The following is a 21187-nucleotide window of genomic DNA, read 5'->3' as shown; positions in this document are numbered from 1 at the left end:
TCTAAATTCTATGTTATGAAACGGTTGCCGAACGAAGTAAAACATAGAATACTAATATTAGGGGCTAGCGGTTTTTTAGGCCATGCAATCTACAAAGAGCTATGCCCCTATTTTAACACCTTCGGCACCTATAATACAGAGAATCCTCAATTTGATAAAAATCAGCATTTCTTTCAATATAACATTGAAGAGGACGATATCTACGAAATTCTCGATATTGTAAAACCAAGTATTATTATTTCAGCACTTCGAGGCGATTTTTCTGCTCAGTTTATAGCACATAAACATGTTGCCGAATACATAAGTAATCATAAAACCAAATTTATCTTTTTATCCTCTGCCAATGTGTTTGATGCATATAGCAAATACCCCAGTTATGAAGAAGATAAAACCTTAAGCAATAGCATTTACGGGCATTTCAAAATAAAAATTGAAAACATGCTGCTTCGACTGCCTAAAAAGAAAGTTGCGATACTACGATTACCCATGGTTTTCGGACCTTATTGTCCACGACTGAAAGAAATTGCACAACTTATTAGTGATAAAGAACCGGTTGAAATATTTCCTAATTTAATTATGAATGTCACCACGCACACTAAAGTGACACAACAGATTCACTATATCATCAACCGGAACAAATCTGGCGTGTTTCATTTGGGAAGTACCGACCTAGTGCATCACGATGAGTTTATCAAAGATATTATTAATGTTTCAGGACTCAAAAAAGCGATTTATAAAAGGGTTTACACAACAAACGACGATAGGTATTTAGCGGTTTTACCCAAATACAATATGCTTCCTAAAAATCTACAATTATTAAGTCAGGAAATTTTAACAGAGTTAGAAATATAATTGATTTTGCAATTCTTAATTAGTACATTGTAGCTAATTATAACCCTATTAAAAACCACACATTATGAGCAAATTATCAGAACAAGATATTGAAAAACGTTTATTACACCTACCAGAATGGGACTATTATGACGATGCCATTCATGCCGAATTTGAATTCGACAACTTTAAAGACTGCTTCAGTGCTATGAGTCGTATTGCTTTTGAATGTGAAGCATTAAATCATCATCCAGACTGGTCTAATACCTACAACGTCTTAACCATTTCCCTTTCTACACACTCCGCTCATGGCGTAACCGATAAAGATTTTGCATTAGCAAAAGCCATAGAAGCAATTGTAGAACCGGAAGATGAAGATTAAAACTTGCAACAATTTAAAATCTAATGCACATGCTTTGTAGATTTTTTTAAATTTGCAGTCGAAGATTAAAAATAACAACCTTAATAAGTCATTCTATAAATGACTTTCATATAAAGATTTTATAATATGGGAAGAGCTTTTGAGTTTAGAAAAGCACGTAAAATGAAACGCTGGTCCGCAATGAGTAAAGCGTTTACGCGTATTGGTAAAGATATTGTAATGGCAGTAAAAGAAGGCGGTCCCGATCCGGATAGCAATTCGCGTTTAAGAGCTGTTATTCAGAATGCCAAATCGGTAAACATGCCAAAGGACAATATTGAGCGTGCCATTAAAAGAGCTTCAGATAAAAGTCAAGGAGATTATAAAGAAGTTATTTTTGAAGGTTATGCGCCTCATGGTATTGCAGTTTTGGTTGAAACCGCAACCGATAACAATACAAGAACAGTCGCTAACGTTCGAAGTTATTTTAATAAATGTGACGGAAGTTTAGGAACTTCAGGTTCGGTTGTATTCATGTTCGACCACACGTGTAATTTTAAAGTAAAAGCTGACGGTCTGGACATGGAAGAACTTGAGTTAGAACTCATTGATTTTGGTGTTGAAGAAATTTTTGAAGATACAGATGAAGATGCTGATGGAAATGAAGTTACTAGCGTAATGATTTATGCACCTTTTGAAAGCTTTGGAAAAATTCAAGCGTATTTAGAAGAAAATAACATTGAAATATTATCATCAGGTTTCGAGCGTATTCCGCAAGTAACGAAGCCACTTTCGGGTGAAGAAGTTGCAGATGTTGAAAAGCTTTTAGAAAAACTTGAGGAAGACGATGACGTACAGAATGTATACCACACCATGCAAGAGGAATAGTCAGTAAAATCAATAGATAAGCTGAAAACCCTTGCTATTACAGCAGGGGTTTATTTTTTATAATCGTTTATAATTATTTATTTTTTATAGGATTTCGAACAAATTACGAACTAATGAATTTCAAGTATTATTTAAACACATATAAGAAGCAAAACGGAACCTTTTCAATTCGTCTTAAATTAGAAACTTCTAAAAATGATGTTCAATACATTGATTCAAAAGTTTCGGTTCTAAAAACGCAATGGGATCCTAAAAAGCAGCTCATAAAAAAACATCAATTTGAAGAGCAATTAAACGCAGAACTAACGTCATTATTAAATAATGTTCAAAGTGTCTATTACAAGAATCGAGAAGTATCTGCTAAACGTCTCCTTCAGATCTATAAAAACTCCAAACAATACGATTCCTCCTCTTTCTTAGATTTCTATGATCAGATAATTCAGGAAATGGATCTGAAGAAAAAACATCGCTCCGCAAAAACAAACCAGGTATATTTAACAAAGCTTAAAAAATTCGCATCATTTATTTCTTTTTCGGACCTCTCTCCTACCTGGGCCAAAGATTATGAGAACTACTTGCTGAAGGAAGGTAATTCTGTAAATACAGTAGCATCAAACTTCAAAGCTATATATGCCACACTTAACAAAGCTGTAAAGCTTGGTATTATTGATAAGAATCCCATTAAAGGTTATGAAATAGTTACTGAGAATACAGAAAAGGATTCATTGACCTATGAGCAAATCCAGAAACTTATTAAGTTCAATATTCATAAGCGCTTCAAAGGAATGGTTACAGCAAAGGACATGTTTCTATTCTCCTTCTATACTGCCGGAATGAGATTCACTGATATGTGTAAACTGGAATGGAAAAATGTTTCTGAAAACGAGATCATATACACCATGAACAAATCCAAGAACCGTTCCGGATCTCGAAGAACCATACCTTTAATTGGTGGCGCAAAAGGAATCCTAGAAAAGTATAAGGGTAAAAATGATAAATATGTCTTCCCTCCTCTTTACGGCTACGAGGAATCAACAGTTAAAGAACAGGAATACCGCATTTACATAAGAAATAATGCTCTAAATAGATCATTAAAGCAAATTGATAAGCATATGGAATTCGGGAAAGAATTAAACCTCCATATGGCTAAGCACAGCTTCGCTGATTATGCTGTTAAAAATAAAATTGATATTTTAATGATATCAAAATTATTAGGTCATACAAAGCTTGCTACTACACAGCATTATCTTAAAGACTTTTATCAGGAAATGGAGTATCAAACAATGAATGACTTATTTAATGATGGTAAAAATACACCTAATAACACAAAAGAAGAGTTAATTATGGGAAATACTAACTTTATAGATATAGAAGATGATTACCCCAAAAAACAAGGTGAATACCAAGTGAAAGTTCATACTGAAAGCGGTTACCGTGAAAGTATTGCTAAATGGACTCCTGAAGGTTTTATTTTAATTGATGATACTTTACAACAAAGTGAATATATAAAATCTTGGAAATAATTTAAATTAAAAGCTATGTGTTACGCTAACGCCTTAAGGAAATCGGAAACAGAAATTTTAGCGACTAAAGAATACCTTAGAATTACTTCTATTGCTCCAGATGCAAAATATCACCCAACATATCACCTTAATGGGTTTTCGCATGGTAATTTGTACATCATTAAAATGGATGACCCTGAAGTAGTTCATCCAGCTGCATGGGGCTTGGTTCCACATTGGGCTTCTCATAATGCAAATGAGTTTTGGAAAAAAAGCAACACACTAAATGCGAGAGCTGAAAGCATTTTTGATAAAGCTTCGTTTAAGGATAGCGCGGAGAGTAAACGTTGCTTAATTCTTTCAAATGGATTCTACGAACCGCATCATGTTAACAAGGTTTCAACGCCTTATTTTTGTTATCAACCTTCTAAAGAATACCCTGAAGGAGATTTATTCTTTTTTGCTGGACTGTATAGCGAATTAGACAACAATAAATTATCGGCCACAATAATCACCACAGAGGCTAACGATTTCTTTGCTGAAGTTCATAATCTTAAAAAGCGAATGCCTTTAGTTCTGGATAAAAACTACCATGAAGATTGGTTTGATGACGGATTAACTAATCAGGATCTAAACGAGTTAATGGCTACTGGATTTACAAATAATACATTTAAAGCCCATCCTGTATCAAAAGATATCTACAAAAAAGGGATAGACACAAACAAGCCTTATATTATTGAGCCTGTTGAAAAAGATACGTTATTCTAAATCTTTCTTACTTCTCTCCTTCATTTCATCCAATAAACGATATGCAGGTGTATGTTTGGTTAATTCCCAAAGTTTTTCATGAAGTTCATTTTGGCGCTTTGTTCGTTCTTCATAACGAGAAACGCCACGAACTATAAATCCCTCATCTATCCTGGCTTCAGTAATAAGAATTTCAATAAAGTTTAACAACTCTTTATCTGAAAACTGTGGTAGCTTATTACCACAAACATAACTTCTTAAATATTCAATGTATTGCATGATGCAAAATTACATCTTATCTATTGTTTTGATTGCTTGGTTTTGTAGCAGAAACCAGGTCTTTAAACATAACTACCTAATTGTTAATAAGTTTGTGGAAAATTGCACCACATAATGGTGCAATTTCATTTAATAAAAATATATCTTTATAAGGCTATTAATTTAAATCTTAAAAGGCGTTTATGAAAAAAAACCAACAACTCACAACAAAAGCTGCCACAACGTCAAAAACTCTTAGATTAAAACAAGACGTTGTTGATAGTATTGAAACTTTAGCTGAAGATAACAACAGAAACTTCAACAACATGGCTGAAACATTGATGAGACTAGGTATGAAACATTACCAAGGATTGGGTTTAAGTAGTTAACAAATCAAGGGTGCTAGAAATAGTACCCTTTAAAACAAAGTAAAATGAATGACGTAAAAATACATTATAATAAAAAAGCTTTCATTCCAATTAGGAAGAAAGCTTTGATTTTTAAAGTATTGACGCTGTGTCCGAGAGGTTAGGTAATGTGCTGGCCGCATATTTTACACCAGTTCGAATCTGGTCAGCGTCACAACTAAAAGGAATGGATATTTAATCTGTTCCTTTTTTTGTTTATACAAATTAAGTAAAATTATTGGCAAATTTGTACAATGCTGTGTTAAAATCGATGAAAATAAATGATTTAGGAGCTTTTATACCATCTCCTTGAGAAGTAAATAGCGAAACAAACCACTAGAACCACAGCCAACCAAAACCACGGACTTTGCCTTATAGAAAAACTATCTGAGCTTCTTTTAGCGGTTTTCGTTTCTTTAGTGCTTTTGGTATTATCGACATACGAGGTTTTAGAACTATCGATGCTTTTTTGTTGTTCCTGGTGTTGCTTGTTTTCAATTTCTATTTTGGCGTTATCGTAGGTTTTACCATTAACGGTTATCGGTTTAGAATTATCGACTGGAGTAATGATAATTTTATGTTCTGAAGTGTTGATGCTAACGGTATCAATCTTATAATTTTCTGTTTTAGCCTGGATATCCTTTTGTTCATACTCAACGCTTTTAGTACGGTGCCGGTTCGAGGCTTTCTTTTTAGAGCCACATCCTGTTTGCATAAATGCAAATATTAAGGCGAATATGATAATTAACTGTCTCATACTCTAAAAAATGCTTTGTATTCGGCCAGTAAAGCTTTTCGATGTTCTAAACCATTATAGCCACCATTTATGCGTTTAGTAATGGCTTTAATTTCATCACGATCTGCATACTTATTTAAACCTCGTTTGTTCCAATACCAAATGGCCGACACCATACTATCGGCTTCATTCAATAGTTTGTTAGGATCGGTTAAATAATCTACTCCGGTAGCTTCAGATAAAGCTGTGTAATTATCCTTTCCTGTGATCTGGATGAATCCACGACCTCGATACTTCCAACCATCACCACTAAACTCACCACCATTCCCCATTCGATTGGCATATATTCTATTTGCTATTGCTTCAGGTTTGCTTGCATATTTTGCAACATGCACCGTGCTATGAAAATATTTACCAAACACCCTTAACAATGCATCGGTTGAATAATTAAGGTTTTCGCTTACCGGTTGCAGATTGCTTTCATGATGCAATTGCGCAAAGAAATGCGCCAAGCGTAAAGGTGTGTTAATTCCTGCCTTGTCTAAAATGGTACGGTATTTATTGTGTAAGTTCATAGCCTTAATTTTGTTTTTCTTTACGGAAAAACCGTAACAGTTTTATTTTGGTTTTTTTTTCAATCGGTCAATACGTTTAACGACAATCGGTTTTAAGTAATGTACAAACACGGCACCGGAAAGCATAGATATACAGGTGACTACTACACGCAATAAAGCTTCCTGAAAGGTTAAAAAGTTAACAGCTAATCCTACTAAATAAGGAAAAGCTTTTGCACATAAATCGTAACACGTTAAATAAAGGGTAACTACTTTATCTGTCATGGTTCGTTAGGGGTTTTGGAATTTGTAAACTTGTCTAAAAACTTATTTAAATAAATACCACCCACAATAAAGAGTAAACCGAAACTGTTAATCACCATGTAGATAGCTATATCTAAATGAATCTCCTTTTCAGTTAACAGAAAACCCTTTAAAATCATTCCCCAATTCTGACTGATTACCATCACTAAACCAAGAACCCAAAGGATTAACTTCCCTATCCAGTTCCGGTAACTTGTAATTTGATTAAGTATTTTAGTCATGATAATGAGTTCGTTAGTATTTACTCATGCTAATTTCAACAGATTAGCCTTTTTGAACTCTGATTTTGACTACAGGATTCAGTAGTTTCCTATGAATTGTTGATAGGTTGGTTAAGAAGTTTGTTTTAGGATGTTAGACTTTTCTTAAAATCATGCGTATTTTGGCTACAAATCAAGTCGAATAAAATAAAAAACAACATAAATATGACCATTTCCGAAGTCAGAAAATTAGTTTCGAAATCAGATCATTATGAATGGCTTAAATCTTTGAGTTGGGAATTGAAAATTGAAAACTTAAATTATCATCATAGTTTTACAGGTTTTGTCTCTATATATAAATTTTTAGAACAACAAATTGATGGATGGGAAAAACATAAAGATGATATTCCGGTGGAATTTGTAAGATCAAAGAATATACTATCTAAGTTTAAAACAGATCTAGAAAACTTCATTTCTCAATCGGAAAGAAATAAAATAAATGAAGGGCAATTAATTAACAATTGGACAAATATAAATAGACCATTTAGAAATTATCCTAATTTGTTTTTATACAACTTACCAGAAACCTTGTTTTTAATTGAAGTTTATAGAACTAGACAAAACAATTACCCTGGTGCCTATAAATTTATTATGGGTAAAAGTTCAAACCCCTCGGACAAGAATGAATTTGTTGGAGGAATTTTAGCTTATGAATTTGAACAACAAAACCCAGATATACTAAAAAGAAGAAATATTGAAAGAAACTCATTTTATAAACTTAGAAAGGATTTAGAAAATCAAATTTCAGAATCAGAAATTGAACTTAATGACCACCTTCTTGAAACAAATAAAAAATATGATGAATATGTAAAAAGGATTGATGATTTACATGTAGACAAAGATAAACAGTTCACGAATTGGTTTGAAGGGACTGAAAACGAAAAAGGTATTAAATCTATTTTTAATGAGTTTAAAAATGAAAAGGAATCAATTTTTAATCATTGGTTTGAAGGTAGTGACGAAGAAAAAGGAGCTAAAGAGAAAATAAATTCTCTTGAAGAAACATATAAAAATTTATTAGCCCTAAAAGAACCTGCAAATTATTGGAAAAAGAGAGCAGAAAGAATGAGAACTCAAGGTTGGATTTCATTAGGTATTCTTATAGGTTTAGTTAGTGTTACTGTTTGGTCCCTAAGTGAATTACTATGGAAAACACCAGATCAAATTTACACCAGTTTTTTTGAAGGTGACAAAAGTGCTGCAATAAGATGGTCTATTATTTATGTTACGTTTATATCATTCCTTGCATTTTGTGTTAGAGCTATAACAAAAGTAATGTTTAGCTCTTTTCATTTAGCTCGGGATGCTGATGAAAGAAACACTCTTACATATTTTTATCTTTCTCTAATTAACGAATCTGACATTGATGATGATCAACGCCAATTAATTATCCAATCTCTTTTTAGTAGAGCGGATAGCGGTTTATTAAAAGGAGACTCAGGCCCAACAATGCCAAATGATATTGCTTCAAAAATATTTGGAAGTAATTAAACTAATAGTTTATTATGAAAAGACAAAAAGATGAGGAAATAGACATTCTTAAAGAAGTATATCAAACCCAAAAAATTAATGGAAATATTATAAAAAATGAAACACCTGATTTTATAATTATAGATAAGGAGAAGAATTTAAAAATTGGCATTGAAATTACAACACTATATGACAATGAATTAGGCCCTATTAGTTCTGATGAAAAGTTTGCTAAAAAATTTATAGCCAATCACAGGCCTGACCTTAAAAAAAAGAATAAAAAAAATAAACGTTTTAAAAATATGTGGGTTGCTAAAATTGAAAAAAACCCTTACATATCTGGATCTGTTAATACTGATTACACCATAGTTCAATCAAATGATTTTGGTGATTTTTTAGATTTTTTCGACAAAACTATAAACCGAAAAAGTGAACATTATCATGAAAACCCAAAAGGATTAGAATTCGTAAACCTAATCATTAAAAATAAGGGAGGATTACTTTCAAATCCAAAACTTGATATGACTCTTTTTTATAATTTTATTAGAAAGCATGGATTATTGAAAACTATTATAAATTCTAATTTTCAAGAAATATACTTTATCTCAAAATTTAAAATGGGAAAACTACTTATTCCTTTAAAATGGTTTGTGTTTTTTTCTGAATTTTTAATTTTTTCAAAATTTTGGAAACAGGCTGATTTTGTTAAAGAATCAATGAAATCAAATCTCAACGATAAAATTAATAATTTCATTATTATTCTTTTACACTTAGGGTTTAATAATATCTACTTGTATAAGGAGGATGAATTTAAATATATTATGTTTGGTAACAAGTACATAAAATTTCATCCTCATGAAAACACCCTTAAAGAAGTTACATTTTTTACGGTAGAATTAACAAAATTAAAAAAAGCAGAAAATCATTTTAATTATAAGGATTATTACTTTTTGTTCATCAAATACAATGAATTTAGAAATAAAGTTAGCCCAAAATTTAAAGATGAAGATTTTATTAAATTAGACTAAACATTCAAACTAAACTTAACCGGCTTCCCTTTTAATAGCTGTTTAGTAAGCTTCCTGTTATTCTCATAAATATGTACGTTTCCAAGAGTAAGTGTAATTGATTTAAGAGGTAAATCAATCTGCCTGCTAATTAGATATAAATGATAAATATCTGCAGGTAAACCTAAGTTAGCATCACTAGATCTTTGATAAGCACTAAGCACCAATTTTCCCTGGTCTATTTGAAACTGAATTAACGACAAGCATGGTTGCTGGTTGCTTTCAGTATCATTGGAGCCTAAGAACAAAACATAGTTTTTGCTGTTTCGTTTTTCCTTGTTAATCTTAGCTATTAATCCAGGAAGCTTTTCAAAATACGTCGGATAACTATTAACCAATATGGGACCGCAATACTCCCACCAAGTAATACCAACTTCAGAGTAATTTTGAGTTAATCTTTCACCGCTCTGAAATAATTCAAGTTCCTTTTTCAATTTGTTCCTAGCAATGGTATGCTCTTCAAATATCTCCAATAAATCTCCCGGCTTTAAATGAAGCTTCTGATTCAACAAGTACTTAATCTCCCCTTTTTTGTTTTCCTGTACCTTACCCTTTTCAAGGATTTTCTCTAATGTTTTATAATAAACGTTGTTCATAACTGTTCGCTTTTAAAATTGATTTTAATTGATTGATGATTATATTTGCCTTACCACACCTTACAGAAAAAGCCAGAAAGCACCGGAAAAGACAATATAGTCCTCCAGTAGCCTTCTGGCTCTCTGTTTAAAAAGGTGTGGTAACTTATTTTAAAACTGGAGGATTCTTTTTAACCTATCCTCAAATTAATATCTTCTATTAATTTTAAATATTGTAAAGTAGGTTAAGGTTCATGGTGTAGGATTTTTGGGTTATGGTTTAAAAATTATACTTGTTGCCAGCCTTGAGGATAATCTGTCGGACTCCATACATTATCATCAATCAAACTCTCATAAACAGGGTCATTTTCTGTTGGATAATGCACTTGGTCGCCTGTGTTATAAGCGTCTTGCGCTCCGGTTGGTTGTACAAATACAGGTATTTCGCCTGGGTAGGCCACCTTAGTAAACAATGCAGGAACATCCTTTGGTTGCCAATCTTCTTGGCTTGTATGAGGTTGTACGCATTTATATAAAAATACGTCTACACCATCAAAAGCTTGCACTTTAAAACCTACTGTATAAGCAACTCCAACTTCCCAAAAAGGGTATAAAGCTTGATTATCTAATGCAACAGTGTCGTCTGATTCTGCTTGTGCTGATTCCAGTATTTGAGCTTCAAGTTTTTGTTGAATAAGTTCCTGTTTTAAACTGTTTGATTCGTTTATTTTTTCATCCTTCAACTTAGCATCAATCTCAGCTTGTGTAAAGTCGTGTACTGGATAAGTAAATACTAAATTTTCAACATCAAAATAAATTTGTTCAGGTAAGTAATACTGGGTTTGTGTGTTATACGCCGGAACCACTACATCGTAAAAACCTGCAATAGCATGTTTATCTGTATCTGTTCTAAAAAACGCACTAGACCAACTTAAAGCCTTATCTATTTGGTTATTTTCATCTAACACTATATGTCGCCAATCTTTAGGCATACGGATAAATGTTTTTATACTTCCTACTTCTGCATTACCTAAGTAAGCAGCGTTATATTGTTTATCGAGTGCGGTTGCTATTATTGCTTTCATAGTATTTATAAAATTTCAAGTTGATATATAGAGTCGACGCCGTCCGAAACAATATAAATATATTGCCCATTAGGGTCTAAAGACATAAATGTATTACCACCCTGTGATAAATCATGAGTAAAAGTGTCTATTATATCACCCATAGTAGACACATTGTAGGGCGTACTTAACTTTCTTAAGTAAACATTATCGCCGGCGTTATAAAGGAAGTATTGCCCACTATCTAAAAAACCAAACCCGTATGTAGTTAAAGCAATTGTATAATCTAATACAGATGTTAAAATATCCCACGCCGTACTTACCGTAAATTGTTTAAACTGACTACTTCTACTACCAACCCAATATGTAAGACCATCGTCACTAAAAATAATTGACGCTGAGTACCCCGAAATACCAGTATTAAATGTGGTTACGGTTGCGCCATTACTGTCATAAGGTGAAATACATTCACTTCTATAAATAATACCCGTAAGACTTACGCTATAAAGCATTAACCCGTCATCCCGCCACCAATAAGACCACCCCGCCGAGTTGTTCGAGGGTTCGTATCGTAAATATGAACCTGTTTCAATATCTAAGCTTGTAGACAAGCTATATAAAGCCCCTCTGTCAGTACTATAGTCAAGCACAAAGGCCATACTTCCGTCGTTTTTTATTTGCATCTGTCTAGGCGACGATACCCTAGCCGAAATATTTAAAACCCCTATTTGAGTAAGGTCTATGCTACTTCGCCCACCAGATTTTTTAAAAAAATGTCTTCTTTGTCCCATTACTCAATAACTGTATAAGTGTAGCTCACACGCTCAGTACCACTATCTATGTTCATAATATCCCAAGTTAATCGCACACGTATTGCGCCTGTTGGGTCTTCGCTGTTTGTATCTGGAACCCAATACAAAGGGAACGTCATGGTAAAGCCATTTAAAACAAACTCACCGCCTCTGGCTTTATCGTCTATTACCAGATTAACATCTGTAATGGTTACATTTCCTGTTAGGTTTTGTTCTAACCATTTTACGTTGTTATGATCGAAGTTTATTGCTCCGGTAATATCGCCTTCTGCAACTACTCCGGTTTTAATTCCGTTAAGTTTTGAAAGTAAAGCATCGGTTAGGTTATTGGTGTCGCTTTCTGCGAATAGAAGGTTTTTTATTTCTACACCTGTCTGATCTGCGGTTGCGCCTGACTCTACACTATCTAGCTTAGTTTTATCACCATCTATAAATGCGCCTTCAGTCGGTTTTAATTGCCAACTGCTTAAATCTAAAACAGGGTCGGTAGCTGTGCCGCTTACACCGTCGCCCGTTACGCTTTGCACGCCACCAGCGGCGGCTGCCGGACTCACATCAATATCTACCTCAAGCACATCACCGGCACTTACTTCAGTTACCGCAATACTAGCATCTAAAGCAACCAAATAATACTTATTGCCAGGGTTACTGTAAGCAAACCCGGTTACAACATCAATAAGCGTTTTATTGGTACTCTTGTTAATTAACTTAAAAGTTAAGTTATTGGTGCCCGAAGCATCGCTGTAGCCTTTTAAATAGCTGGTAAATGGTTTATCAAATAGGATGTGAGTAATCTTATTATCAACATTCTCATATTGTATGCGTACACTTCCTGTTGGCACGGTAGCAGCTACCTCCACATCAATATTAGCAACGGTAAAGGCATTGTAAGTGCTTCCGGTTAATACAGCTTCAGACTCTCCAGGCGTCAAAATACGGTAATCAGCCTCGCTTGCTGTGTTAGTGTCTTTCTTATCGAATAAAGCAAACCCATCAACAATCTCACTATGTCCGGAGGCATCAATAACGTATTGATATTTACCTGTAGTCTGGTTAACCTGATCGGCATACATGGCCACCATATCTGGATAAACATTCTCGGTAGTGGTTCCGGTACTGGTATTACTTCCGGTGTCTTTATATGGTAAAGCGTTGTAAGGGGTTACACCGTCGCCTGTTTTTTCGCGTTTACTGTCTATTTCAAGCGCTGGTTCTCCCTGGGCAAGTATCGGGTTGGCCGCTGCCCAATTATCTTTGGTATCTCGTCTTAACTGAATTATATCTGCCATGTCTTTATTATTTAAGCGTCTCCGCCGTCTATGGTTCCGTATGCAGCGGTGGCCGAAGCTCCGCCTTCTATATTTTGAGTTGGTAAATAAACTGAAGACGCACTCCCGCCATCGATGTTTCTATACCTCAACTTTTCAAAATCTAACTTTCCAAAATTCCCTTGAGCATCAGCTGATACCACATAATCAGGTGCCGATGTCAGAGCATTTAAAACCAATACTCTTAATTTCTTAAATTGCGATATTCCACTCATTACGCTTCAGGTGTTTCATCAATTGTTTCTAATTCATCCCATGAGGTTCTAAGCTCCTTAATACCTCCTAAGAAGGTCCATTTCTTAACAAAAATGTATCGATTCCAATAATTTCCATAAATCACATCCCCTGCCTCTAACTCAGTTCCATTGTTATCATATCCTTTCTCCCACCAGAATTCCTGACCATTAATCGTTATCTTCTTAACATTCGAATTATTATTAATGGTTGTGCTACTGTTATTGATTACAGTGGTACTTGAACTATTATTTACCGTATTATAAATGTTCTGAAGTGTTCTGGTTGTGGTAATAGCTGACTTAGTTACCTGTTCCTGTAAACTGTAAGGAATAAAATCGGCTATAACAGCTTTAATCTTATTTGGATTCACTATTGGATAAGTTATTTGATTCACGCGAATAGCACGGTCCACACCTAAATAGGAATCAACAATTTTTACCAGATCTCCGGCATCTAATGTGATGGCATTAGCTTTAACATACTTCTGATCTAGGTCTGCTAAATACAAACTCTTTGGAAAGCAATTAGAATCCAGGTACTTTTGAGCAGCTGCTTTTAAATTATTCTCAGCAGTTATGATATAACTCTGAGGCATATTGATATCCACCAAAGTATAGGTATCACCAACTTCAGGCAATAGATTTTCATTTGGCACTATATAACCATTAGACTCCTGAAACGCGTTAAAATAAATTCGCTTATTGGTATGATCGTATTTCCAAATTTCAAACTCATACCCTCTTAGATTTCCTGTTTTAAAAACAATCTTAGCAACTAAACCTTCAGCTAAATAATCATTAATATCGAAGTCCAATGTTGAATCGGACACATAACTCGTTTCGTCATTAAAAGTTCCATTAATAGCCGTTAAAGTGGCCGTTCTGTTAGGATATATATCTTCATTGGTATAAACACCCTCTCGAACACCAAAAGAAGACACATTCTCCTCCAGATATCTTTCTTCAAACACTAATCGCTTAGCATTATCCCTATAGGTATAAGTCAAATTCTTTGAAGCTCCAAAGGCATATAACCTTGTGACTAATGTTTTACTCTCAACTGTTTTCCTGGTTAAAGTATATAACCCATTATTCTTTCCATATCTAAAAGTCAAATTCTTTACGGTACCAACCGCTTCTTTTAAATGGATGGTTTTGCTCTCTAGCTGAAACTCCAAATTATATTCCTCAGATAATTTGGTTAAAGCTGATCTGCAACTATCATTTGTAAATTGAAAGGTTCTTAATTCACTATCATCCACATCTCCAACAGCCCATCCTGAAGAAATCTGATTCATATTACTAACTATAAAAGTCAGTACGTCCTGAGCATTACCGGAATAACTAAAATCACTCAGCCCATCTGAAGAAATAAGAAGCTTACTAAACATGTCATACAGCACGCCTTGAAAAACCATGTCATACTTGTAGCTGTTATCGTTTTCTTTATCAATAGTGGGTAATTGATTGATGTAATAGTTATTTCCAGACACAGTAATATAATCACCAATTTCCACTGGCAATACGGTATTACTCACAAAAGCAGCATTCACTCTATCGGCATTCATTAATTTTTTAACCAACACAGTGCGCTCATCAATCTCTGGTGATGCTATGATACTTCCGTTTCTATATATATCTAATACTGCCATTGAACTATGGTTAAACTAATTTGAAATCGAGCATATACAACATTACTGAAGACATACACTCCTGTTATTGAAAATCCGTTCTCCGCAAAACAGTTAATTGGATCTGCTTCTAATTCTATACTTCTTTGCCCAGAGGATTTAAATACATCATAAAGTCCAGAAACCTTAGTTTTAAAATCAGCTAAATCAGCAGCCATGATGAATCCTACTAAATCAAGCTTGTTATCTTTATGCTTAGTGATCTGATACCCTTGCTTTCCATACGCTGTATAGAATTCCTCTTTCGGATCCATTAAATGGACCTGACCATCCTGTTTGCTAATATGCAAACCGTAATTAATCATTGGTATGGTGTCTATGCTATACATCGTTATTTACTACTAAGGTTAAACTAGAGGTTCCACCAACTTTTACGGATATTTTCAATGGATCACTACCATAAACTGAAGCATATGGCTTATCATAATTTGAATAAGTGGGGTACTGATTATCTGAATTCCAAAAGGATTTTGTCTTAGAATTAATAGCAGTTATTAAAGCCTGAACAACATCAGCTCCGGTATCTCCTTCCTGAGCAAAATACCTAACATCAACACCATAGGCTATGAATGAAAAAATAGAATCTCGTTTCACTTCATTCCCTATAGTCCAAACTCCCTCATAAACACCTCTCGGCAAACTTCTAATGAAATCTTTAGTTACTGTAGAAGTTCCAATAAAAGAACAAGTACCGTTTTCATTAGCGTAGTTTTGAGCATTTGCATCTAAATCAGCATAAGCTTGTGCATCGGCATCCTCTTGACTAATGTTTGATGAATATACACCAGCCTCAACAATATAAACCTCTTGACTACCTTCAAAACCAGTGCTACAGTCGTTTTTATAAAGTATTCGACCTATTCTAGGGTTATAAAATAGTGCTGCGCATGTTCCATTTTCGTTAGCATAAGCTTGTGTAAGATTACTATCTATTTCGGCCTGCGCTTGAGCATCTGCATCTTCTTGACTTATTAAACTACTATACTTAAAAGCATCAACAACATACTCAACAGTTGAACCGCTAAGTCCAGATCCACAATCATCTTTTTGCAAATTACCGGTAAGTTTTACATTATAATAAACAGGAGGATTAACAATACAACTACCAGTTGCATTGGCATAATTCTGCTTGTTTTCACGTACCCACTGAACAGCTAATAAATCTGCTGCATTTTGGCTTACTGTACTATTAAATTTTCCTGCTTCAGCTGTAAATGTTTCAGTACTTCCATGATATCCCTCCTGGCAGTTATTTTTATCTGCATCTTCACTGTATTCTGCACTGTAATAAATAGTAGGAGGCACACTTACACCACACGAAGCGCCTACTTGTGGTTCGACTAATTCAATTTGTATAATTGCACCTCCTCTATAAAACTTAGGGGTAATCTTTTTTACTTTCACACAGGCATTTCCATAAGGAGTTTCAAATGGAACTAAATCAGTGTATGCTTCAATATCAGAATTGAGACTGGTTAAGTTGGCCTTTATAGTAGCGACATCACCAATAATAAACCCTTGAAACAACAATTGTCTTGCTCCAAGAAAAATTTCATCAGCATCCACATAAGGCTCAACGCCACTCTCTTCTGCCCAATCATGTCTGGTATCACCTATACGTTTAGGTAAATCAAATATGCCTTTAACAGCAATACCCTCCCCAGGTACTCTGGAAGGAATAATACCGTACGTAGAAAGTAATATGTTATTTAATTTATACATTATCCAAAATCAGCTTGATATATCTTTTCGGTGTTATCTGCAATTTTCTTTAATTCAATTATGGCATTCTGAAGCTCTATCACGGTATTAGCCGTGTTATTAGCAATTGCCTGAGAATATGCCACAATGTTATTTATGGAACTTAACTCCTGTTTAGAAGTTTCAAAATGTTGTTTTGCTAAATCATATTGGCCTCGGAATAATCCGGTTAATTCGCTAGCAGTTTCCTCTGTAAGTTCCCTGCGAATGGCACCGGTTAAACCTTGTTGCTGAAAAGCATCATTCGTTACACCTAATGCACCTATTCCTGTTTGCTCAAGTATTTTATTGATAGCTTCAATATCTCCCTGAGCACCATTTATGATTTGATTATATAAAGTCTTAAGCGCTTCTATTTCTGTAGTGGTATAAGTGCTATCAGATCCGGCTAAAGCAAAGGCATCATAAAACTTATTGATTTCCTTTTCCAGGTACTTAATTTGGAAGGCTTGTAATAATGCATTTTGCATCAATTCTTTGAAGCCATCAGCAAAGTCTGAAACAGACTTTTTCCCCTCTTTTAATCCTGCAATAATGCTATCAACAATGGTATTTTCTGTGGTGCCTGTATATAATTCATCTAACTGCTCTCTAAGTTCAACAGCTTTCCTTCTGGCATCTTCCGCCTTTTGCTCCAATTCTTCTAATTTTGCCGCATCAGTACCACTTCCAGATCCTTTCTTTCCAATAGTGATCCCTAGAAGCTTTACTTCCTTTCTGGCATCCAATTCAGCTTGTTTTGCTGCTTCAGCTTGTTTCTCTAATTCTTTTAAATCATCCAATGCTTGAGCGCGGTTAGCAATCTTATCCTGACCTATGCTTTTTGATATCACATAGTCTAAATCAGAAATAGCCTTTTCAAGCTTTTTAATAGCTGCTTCAAATTTGGCAGTATCAGAAACCACTTCAACAGTCAAAGCGCTGTTTAAAACCTGTAAGCTTCCACCAACGATATCTCCAGCCGCTATTCTGGCAGCTCCTTCAGCAACACCAGATAATTGTTCTAATAATTTGGCAGTGTCTTCATCTCCAAATTTTGAAAACAAAGAGGAGGCTTCATTTAAAGCTCCGGAAACCTGACGAATAGCATCAGCTGTATTTTTACCTATCTGTTCAGTTGCACTAACTATATTCCCTTCAGCTTCCTGAGCAGCTTCAGTCCCTTTTTTAGCTTCCTTTAACCGTTCCTTCCAATATTGGATGTAGTTTCTTAGTTCGCGATTATTTAAATCACTTAAACTTCGAGTTAAATTCTCATATAGACCTTTCTCTTGCTGAACTGCTCCTCTGGCAACATCCAACTCCTTCTGCTTAGCCTCAATCTTTTTCTTTAGAAGCGCCTTTAACTGCTTATCATCCTCGTTTAGTACTTGTTGAGAATTGAAAGCCTCCTGAAGAGCCTTTAATTGTCTTTCAATAGCATTTACTGATGAAGTGTCTAATGCAACCCCTAATTCCACAACAGGTTGAGATTCTAATTCTGAAACAATACTTTGTTTTGCTCTATCAACAAGTCCTTGTCCGGTAACTTCTAATACCTGAAGTATTTTTACTTTATTATCGGCATCCTCTGTTGCTGAATAAAGATTTCTTAGAAAGGTTTTATAATCCTGCTCTTTTAACCCATACATCTGCTTTAGCTTACTAGCTAAATCTTGGTCGTTGTTCTCAATGGCCAATGTATAAGCATTGTATTGTTCCTCTCGCTTCTTTAAATAATCAACAAAAGCATTATCATCTGGATCATCTCCTTTTGGTTTATAATCGAAAAAAGCTTTGCGCTTTTTAGCAGCCTCAGAAATAACTTTATTTTCAGAATCTATATATTGCTTTAGGATATCACCGTTATCAGCATACTGCTCTTTGGTGATAGCTTTTATTGCATCTAATTGTTTTTGAGTTTCAGCAGTGATTTTTTTGGAGTTCCCTTCTAAAGTAATACCAAGTCTTTCAGCTAACTTTTGTTTTTCTTCAAGCAACTTATTCTCCTGCTCTTCCTGAATATTCAAATTCTTTTTGGCAGTTTGTAATTCCTGAACCTGGAATGAAAAATCAACCAATGGATTAATCAATCTACCACCTGATTGTGGTCCTGCTTGCTTTAAAAGATCCTGAGCTTGTTCTAATAAAGTCACATTATCTTTAAGTGTTATACCTTCCTGTTCAGCAAGTTTAACTAAGCGATCCTTTACTATATCTTCCTGCTCTAAAAGTTTAATTCTTTTTTCTGCAACAGTCTCATTTTGAGCATTGATTTCAACATCCTTTCTTGCTAAAATTATCTTATTAATCAGTTGGTCATTTACTTGCTTTATGGCCAAAGTAAGCTCTTGATTGCTTACCGTTTCAGCATCTATATTTCCAAGTAAATCAGGATAATTACTTTTCAGTTCCTTTATTAATTCAAGCCTCTCTTCATTGGTAGTGTTTGAATCTTTTAATGTTGATTCAAGTTTTAATACATTTAATCTTTCTTGCTCCAGTCCTTCAACAACACTATCCAAAGGCTCAAATAAATCATTAAGACCTCCGGCAATATCATTACTCATTTCAAGAACCGCATCACCAATTCCTTTTGTTGTGGCTCTAATTCTGTTCCTAAGAATCTCAATTTCATTAACATTGGAAGAAGACATACGTTTAAACGCATCTTCAGTAGATCCAGCAGCTTTACCCATTGCTTCCAAATCTTCAGCTGCTCCCTGAGCATTTTTACCTGCAACACCTAGCACACCCCCGACACCTTCAATAGAACCAACCATTTCTTGTAGAACAGTCTGGCTTCCATCGGCCTCTTCAAATAATTTCTGAAAAGCTTCCTGAAGGGTTAATGTATTATTCCAACCATCTCCAAGAGCTTTATTAGCACCTTGAATAGCTGCTCGTATTTGGGTCATGGCCTGAGCCGTTGGAACCCCTTGTTTTGTAAGTGTGGCTACTGCTCCAGCAACTTCTCTAAAATCGATACCTGTTGCCGCTGCCAATGGTGCCACAGTTGATAGATTAGCAGCTAATTCAGAGAAAGTGGTTTTACCTAATTGAACCGTTTTAAACATCACATCAGCAACTTCAGTAGCCTGTTCTGCTTCTAGGTTAAAAGCATTTAAAACAGTGGTTATTCCATCGGCTGCTGTAATGGTATCAGTAACACCGGCAACTGCAGCTTTAGATGCAGTTTCTAAAAGCTTAATTCCTTTTACACCATCATAACCTGCAGATACAATTTGATAATAAGCTTTAGCTAATTTTTGAGGGCCATCAGGACTAATCTTTGATAAGTCAAAGACCTGTTTTGAAATTCCTTTAAAGTTCTTTTGAGTAGCATCAGAGATTGTCTCGACTTCCTTCATAGCATGTTCGAAGTCTCTGGACATCTTGTAAGCTTCAGTAGAAATAGCAGCAAAAGCAGTAACCGCTCCAATTGCTAATGCTGCAAATGGATTGATGCTTGCTATTTTGGCACCCATATTTTGAATAAGATTTACAGCATCAATAGAACCTCTCTGAAGGCCAGTATTATCTATTGCTGTAGCAAAAAACAATGAGTTATCTCCTTGTACTACCCCCATGATAATTGATTTATCATTAAAAGTATTTGTGCGAAAGCGTTTATTGAAGTATTTTAGAGTTCTGTTTCAGTAGTTTCCATCGATTATGTTTAAACTCATTATTGGTAAAAGCCGTTCAAAAAACTTCGACAAAGCTGTTGACCTCGCGTTATTGCTTGGTGGTGAATATGATGGAGAAAAAATTGAGCTAACAACCAATGAAGAAATGAAGGCCTATGAGAAATTCTTCCCGTTATTCAGGCTGAATGTATTATCATGGAGCAACACCAGAGCATATTATGATGGCAATAAGGTTGATCCGTATAGATTCATGCTTTTCATGGAACAAAGACGAAGAACCTTTTATGCTGATGTTCTGGAACAACTAGATCCAATTAACTTTAGAACTTTACTAACCAATAATAACTCATCCCCTTTCTTATATCACAAACGCGAACATAACCGCTTTTTCTTCCAAGGTGAACACAGGTCCTTTAGCCTGGTACTTGAGGATAAAAGACTCTATGATTTTGTAGATCGATATAATATTGGAGATATAGTTTATTTCGAATAAAATTATATTATGAACGGACCTTTTGATACCAACAAAATCAACAAAGCTGTTGTAAACCTTACTGATGAATTAGATATAAAAAGCGGATCTAATGGAGAAATGGATTTATACCTTCTTATGAGGAGTTACCTTAATAATTCAGATGTTAGAAAAAAGATAAATAAGGTTTTATCGGATAATCATTGTGTTTAAT

The 21187-nt window shown here is 34.6% G+C and carries 24 protein-coding genes; 10 read left to right on the top strand and 14 right to left on the bottom strand.

The genetic code is table 11. The features are described from left to right. Nucleotides 1-15 precede the first annotated feature (15 nt). From ICJ85_RS01440 to ICJ85_RS01420, 5 genes are all read left to right on the top strand, one after another. Nucleotides 16-852 (top strand): sugar nucleotide-binding protein, encoded by an 837-nt coding sequence (locus ICJ85_RS01440; protein ID WP_188221987.1) that lies wholly within the window; start codon nucleotides 16-18, stop codon nucleotides 850-852. Between the two features lie 64 nt (nucleotides 853-916). Further along, the gene (locus ICJ85_RS01435) at nucleotides 917-1213 is read left to right on the top strand and encodes a 4a-hydroxytetrahydrobiopterin dehydratase (protein WP_188221986.1); all 297 of its coding nucleotides are present in this window, start codon (nucleotides 917-919) and stop codon (nucleotides 1211-1213) included. 126 nt (nucleotides 1214-1339) lie between these two features. Then, the gene (locus tag ICJ85_RS01430) at nucleotides 1340-2080 is read left to right on the top strand and encodes a YebC/PmpR family DNA-binding transcriptional regulator (protein ID WP_188221985.1); all 741 of its coding nucleotides are present in this window, start codon (nucleotides 1340-1342) and stop codon (nucleotides 2078-2080) included. 113 nt (nucleotides 2081-2193) lie between these two features. After that, nucleotides 2194-3603: a tyrosine-type recombinase/integrase gene (locus tag ICJ85_RS01425; RefSeq protein WP_188221984.1), complete on the top strand. Its 1410-nt coding sequence runs from the start codon at nucleotides 2194-2196 to the stop codon at nucleotides 3601-3603. Between the two features lie 15 nt (nucleotides 3604-3618). Further along, entirely contained in the window at nucleotides 3619-4350 is a 732-nt protein-coding gene (locus ICJ85_RS01420; RefSeq protein ID WP_188221983.1) for an SOS response-associated peptidase, read from the top strand. Here the strand turns inward: ICJ85_RS01420 and ICJ85_RS01415 are convergent. Further along, nucleotides 4342-4608, bottom strand: coding sequence for a hypothetical protein (locus ICJ85_RS01415; protein ID WP_188221982.1), 267 nt, complete (start codon nucleotides 4606-4608; stop codon nucleotides 4342-4344). The two genes, ICJ85_RS01420 and ICJ85_RS01415, sit on opposite strands and share 9 nt — an antisense overlap. Nucleotides 4609-4790: 182 nt before the next feature. On the opposite strand from ICJ85_RS01415, the gene ICJ85_RS01410 reads away from it, so the two are divergent. After that, nucleotides 4791-4976: a hypothetical protein gene (locus ICJ85_RS01410; RefSeq protein ID WP_188221981.1), complete on the top strand. Its 186-nt coding sequence runs from the start codon at nucleotides 4791-4793 to the stop codon at nucleotides 4974-4976. Nucleotides 4977-5280: 304 nt separating this feature from the next. Here ICJ85_RS01410 and ICJ85_RS01405 read toward each other — a convergent pair whose 3' ends face one another. The 4 genes from ICJ85_RS01405 to ICJ85_RS01390 are packed head-to-tail and all read right to left on the bottom strand — an operon-like array spanning nucleotide 5281 to nucleotide 6829. Then, nucleotides 5281-5751: a hypothetical protein gene (locus ICJ85_RS01405; protein WP_188221980.1), complete on the bottom strand. Its 471-nt coding sequence runs from the start codon at nucleotides 5749-5751 to the stop codon at nucleotides 5281-5283. Then, nucleotides 5748-6305 (bottom strand): glycoside hydrolase family 19 protein, encoded by a 558-nt coding sequence (locus ICJ85_RS01400; RefSeq protein ID WP_188221979.1) that lies wholly within the window; start codon nucleotides 6303-6305, stop codon nucleotides 5748-5750. Before ICJ85_RS01400 ends, ICJ85_RS01405 begins: the two co-directional genes overlap by 4 nt. 42 nt (nucleotides 6306-6347) lie before the next feature. Beyond that, nucleotides 6348-6569 (bottom strand): hypothetical protein, encoded by a 222-nt coding sequence (locus ICJ85_RS01395; RefSeq protein WP_188221978.1) that lies wholly within the window; start codon nucleotides 6567-6569, stop codon nucleotides 6348-6350. Beyond that, nucleotides 6566-6829 carry a hypothetical protein gene (locus ICJ85_RS01390; RefSeq protein WP_188221977.1) on the bottom strand — a complete coding sequence of 88 codons (264 nt, stop codon included), beginning with the start codon at nucleotides 6827-6829 and terminating at the stop codon, nucleotides 6566-6568. The genes ICJ85_RS01395 and ICJ85_RS01390 overlap by 4 nt, the downstream gene beginning before the upstream one ends. A gap of 204 nt (nucleotides 6830-7033) precedes the next feature. On the opposite strand from ICJ85_RS01390, the gene ICJ85_RS01385 reads away from it, so the two are divergent. Both ICJ85_RS01385 and ICJ85_RS01380 read left to right on the top strand, forming a co-directional pair. Then, nucleotides 7034-8359, top strand: coding sequence for a DUF6161 domain-containing protein (locus ICJ85_RS01385; protein ID WP_188221976.1), 1326 nt, complete (start codon nucleotides 7034-7036; stop codon nucleotides 8357-8359). Nucleotides 8360-8373: 14 nt separating this feature from the next. Continuing rightward, a complete protein-coding gene (locus ICJ85_RS01380; RefSeq protein WP_188221975.1) occupies nucleotides 8374-9366 on the top strand; it encodes a hypothetical protein in 993 nt (330 codons plus the stop codon). Here the strand turns inward: ICJ85_RS01380 and ICJ85_RS01375 are convergent. The 9 genes from ICJ85_RS01375 to ICJ85_RS01335 form a co-directional block, all read right to left on the bottom strand. Then, nucleotides 9363-10001, bottom strand: a complete 639-nt coding sequence (locus ICJ85_RS01375; protein ID WP_188221974.1) for a thymidylate synthase — start codon at nucleotides 9999-10001, stop codon at nucleotides 9363-9365. The genes ICJ85_RS01380 and ICJ85_RS01375 overlap by 4 nt on opposite strands. 266 nt (nucleotides 10002-10267) lie before the next feature. Further along, entirely contained in the window at nucleotides 10268-11065 is a 798-nt protein-coding gene (locus ICJ85_RS01370) for a carbohydrate-binding protein (RefSeq protein WP_188221973.1), read from the bottom strand. Nucleotides 11066-11070: 5 nt separating this feature from the next. Continuing rightward, nucleotides 11071-11835, bottom strand: a complete 765-nt coding sequence (locus ICJ85_RS01365; RefSeq protein WP_188221972.1) for a hypothetical protein — start codon at nucleotides 11833-11835, stop codon at nucleotides 11071-11073. Continuing rightward, nucleotides 11835-13145, bottom strand: a complete 1311-nt coding sequence (locus tag ICJ85_RS01360) for a hyaluronate lyase N-terminal domain-containing protein (protein WP_188221971.1) — start codon at nucleotides 13143-13145, stop codon at nucleotides 11835-11837. The genes ICJ85_RS01365 and ICJ85_RS01360 overlap by 1 nt, the downstream gene beginning before the upstream one ends. An 11-nt stretch (nucleotides 13146-13156) precedes the next feature. Next, entirely contained in the window at nucleotides 13157-13399 is a 243-nt protein-coding gene (locus ICJ85_RS01355) for a hypothetical protein (RefSeq protein ID WP_188221970.1), read from the bottom strand. Then, a complete protein-coding gene (locus ICJ85_RS01350; RefSeq protein ID WP_188221969.1) occupies nucleotides 13399-15072 on the bottom strand; it encodes a phage tail protein in 1674 nt (557 codons plus the stop codon). The genes ICJ85_RS01355 and ICJ85_RS01350 overlap by 1 nt, the downstream gene beginning before the upstream one ends. Next, nucleotides 15060-15440 carry a hypothetical protein gene (locus ICJ85_RS01345; protein ID WP_188221968.1) on the bottom strand — a complete coding sequence of 127 codons (381 nt, stop codon included), beginning with the start codon at nucleotides 15438-15440 and terminating at the stop codon, nucleotides 15060-15062. The genes ICJ85_RS01350 and ICJ85_RS01345 overlap by 13 nt, the downstream gene beginning before the upstream one ends. Beyond that, nucleotides 15433-16833, bottom strand: coding sequence for a DUF5977 domain-containing protein (locus ICJ85_RS01340; RefSeq protein WP_188221967.1), 1401 nt, complete (start codon nucleotides 16831-16833; stop codon nucleotides 15433-15435). The genes ICJ85_RS01345 and ICJ85_RS01340 overlap by 8 nt, the downstream gene beginning before the upstream one ends. After that, the gene (locus ICJ85_RS01335) at nucleotides 16833-20441 is read right to left on the bottom strand and encodes a phage tail tape measure protein (protein ID WP_188221966.1); all 3609 of its coding nucleotides are present in this window, start codon (nucleotides 20439-20441) and stop codon (nucleotides 16833-16835) included. The genes ICJ85_RS01340 and ICJ85_RS01335 overlap by 1 nt, the downstream gene beginning before the upstream one ends. A gap of 85 nt (nucleotides 20442-20526) precedes the next feature. On the opposite strand from ICJ85_RS01335, the gene ICJ85_RS01330 reads away from it, so the two are divergent. Further along, nucleotides 20527-20994: a hypothetical protein gene (locus tag ICJ85_RS01330; RefSeq protein ID WP_188221965.1), complete on the top strand. Its 468-nt coding sequence runs from the start codon at nucleotides 20527-20529 to the stop codon at nucleotides 20992-20994. Nucleotides 20995-21003: 9 nt separating this feature from the next. Continuing rightward, nucleotides 21004-21186: a hypothetical protein gene (locus ICJ85_RS01325; RefSeq protein WP_188221964.1), complete on the top strand. Its 183-nt coding sequence runs from the start codon at nucleotides 21004-21006 to the stop codon at nucleotides 21184-21186. Nucleotide 21187: the final 1 nt, after the last annotated feature.

The organism is Aestuariibaculum marinum (assembly GCF_014596975.1).
Classification (GTDB): Bacteria; Bacteroidota; Bacteroidia; order Flavobacteriales; family Flavobacteriaceae; genus Aestuariibaculum; species Aestuariibaculum marinum.
Note: the sequence above shows the minus strand (reverse complement) of the source record. Positions and strands in the feature narration are given on the sequence as shown.

What these genes read in the sequence shown, in the direction of transcription:
- ICJ85_RS01375 (WP_188221974.1), bottom strand. Translation starts at nt 10,001, where the DNA reads ATGAACAACGTTTATTATAAAACATTAGAGAAAATCCTTGAAAAGGGT.
- ICJ85_RS01415 (WP_188221982.1), bottom strand. Translation starts at nt 4,608, where the DNA reads ATGCAATACATTGAATATTTAAGAAGTTATGTTTGTGGTAATAAGCTA.
- ICJ85_RS01440 (WP_188221987.1), top strand. Translation starts at nt 16, where the DNA reads ATGAAACGGTTGCCGAACGAAGTAAAACATAGAATACTAATATTAGGG.
- ICJ85_RS01425 (WP_188221984.1), top strand. Translation starts at nt 2,194, where the DNA reads ATGAATTTCAAGTATTATTTAAACACATATAAGAAGCAAAACGGAACC.
- ICJ85_RS01360 (WP_188221971.1), bottom strand. Translation starts at nt 13,145, where the DNA reads ATGGCAGATATAATTCAGTTAAGACGAGATACCAAAGATAATTGGGCA.
- ICJ85_RS01365 (WP_188221972.1), bottom strand. Translation starts at nt 11,835, where the DNA reads ATGGGACAAAGAAGACATTTTTTTAAAAAATCTGGTGGGCGAAGTAGC.
- ICJ85_RS01345 (WP_188221968.1), bottom strand. Translation starts at nt 15,440, where the DNA reads ATGTATAGCATAGACACCATACCAATGATTAATTACGGTTTGCATATT.
- ICJ85_RS01405 (WP_188221980.1), bottom strand. Translation starts at nt 5,751, where the DNA reads ATGAGACAGTTAATTATCATATTCGCCTTAATATTTGCATTTATGCAA.
- ICJ85_RS01435 (WP_188221986.1), top strand. Translation starts at nt 917, where the DNA reads ATGAGCAAATTATCAGAACAAGATATTGAAAAACGTTTATTACACCTA.
- ICJ85_RS01430 (WP_188221985.1), top strand. Translation starts at nt 1,340, where the DNA reads ATGGGAAGAGCTTTTGAGTTTAGAAAAGCACGTAAAATGAAACGCTGG.
- ICJ85_RS01390 (WP_188221977.1), bottom strand. Translation starts at nt 6,829, where the DNA reads ATGACTAAAATACTTAATCAAATTACAAGTTACCGGAACTGGATAGGG.
- ICJ85_RS01355 (WP_188221970.1), bottom strand. Translation starts at nt 13,399, where the DNA reads ATGAGTGGAATATCGCAATTTAAGAAATTAAGAGTATTGGTTTTAAAT.
- ICJ85_RS01420 (WP_188221983.1), top strand. Translation starts at nt 3,619, where the DNA reads ATGTGTTACGCTAACGCCTTAAGGAAATCGGAAACAGAAATTTTAGCG.
- ICJ85_RS01370 (WP_188221973.1), bottom strand. Translation starts at nt 11,065, where the DNA reads ATGAAAGCAATAATAGCAACCGCACTCGATAAACAATATAACGCTGCT.
- ICJ85_RS01325 (WP_188221964.1), top strand. Translation starts at nt 21,004, where the DNA reads ATGAACGGACCTTTTGATACCAACAAAATCAACAAAGCTGTTGTAAAC.
- ICJ85_RS01335 (WP_188221966.1), bottom strand. Translation starts at nt 20,441, where the DNA reads ATGGGGGTAGTACAAGGAGATAACTCATTGTTTTTTGCTACAGCAATA.
- ICJ85_RS01350 (WP_188221969.1), bottom strand. Translation starts at nt 15,072, where the DNA reads ATGGCAGTATTAGATATATATAGAAACGGAAGTATCATAGCATCACCA.
- ICJ85_RS01380 (WP_188221975.1), top strand. Translation starts at nt 8,374, where the DNA reads ATGAAAAGACAAAAAGATGAGGAAATAGACATTCTTAAAGAAGTATAT.
- ICJ85_RS01340 (WP_188221967.1), bottom strand. Translation starts at nt 16,833, where the DNA reads ATGTATAAATTAAATAACATATTACTTTCTACGTACGGTATTATTCCT.
- ICJ85_RS01330 (WP_188221965.1), top strand. Translation starts at nt 20,527, where the DNA reads ATGTTTAAACTCATTATTGGTAAAAGCCGTTCAAAAAACTTCGACAAA.
- ICJ85_RS01400 (WP_188221979.1), bottom strand. Translation starts at nt 6,305, where the DNA reads ATGAACTTACACAATAAATACCGTACCATTTTAGACAAGGCAGGAATT.
- ICJ85_RS01410 (WP_188221981.1), top strand. Translation starts at nt 4,791, where the DNA reads ATGAAAAAAAACCAACAACTCACAACAAAAGCTGCCACAACGTCAAAA.
- ICJ85_RS01395 (WP_188221978.1), bottom strand. Translation starts at nt 6,569, where the DNA reads ATGACAGATAAAGTAGTTACCCTTTATTTAACGTGTTACGATTTATGT.
- ICJ85_RS01385 (WP_188221976.1), top strand. Translation starts at nt 7,034, where the DNA reads ATGACCATTTCCGAAGTCAGAAAATTAGTTTCGAAATCAGATCATTAT.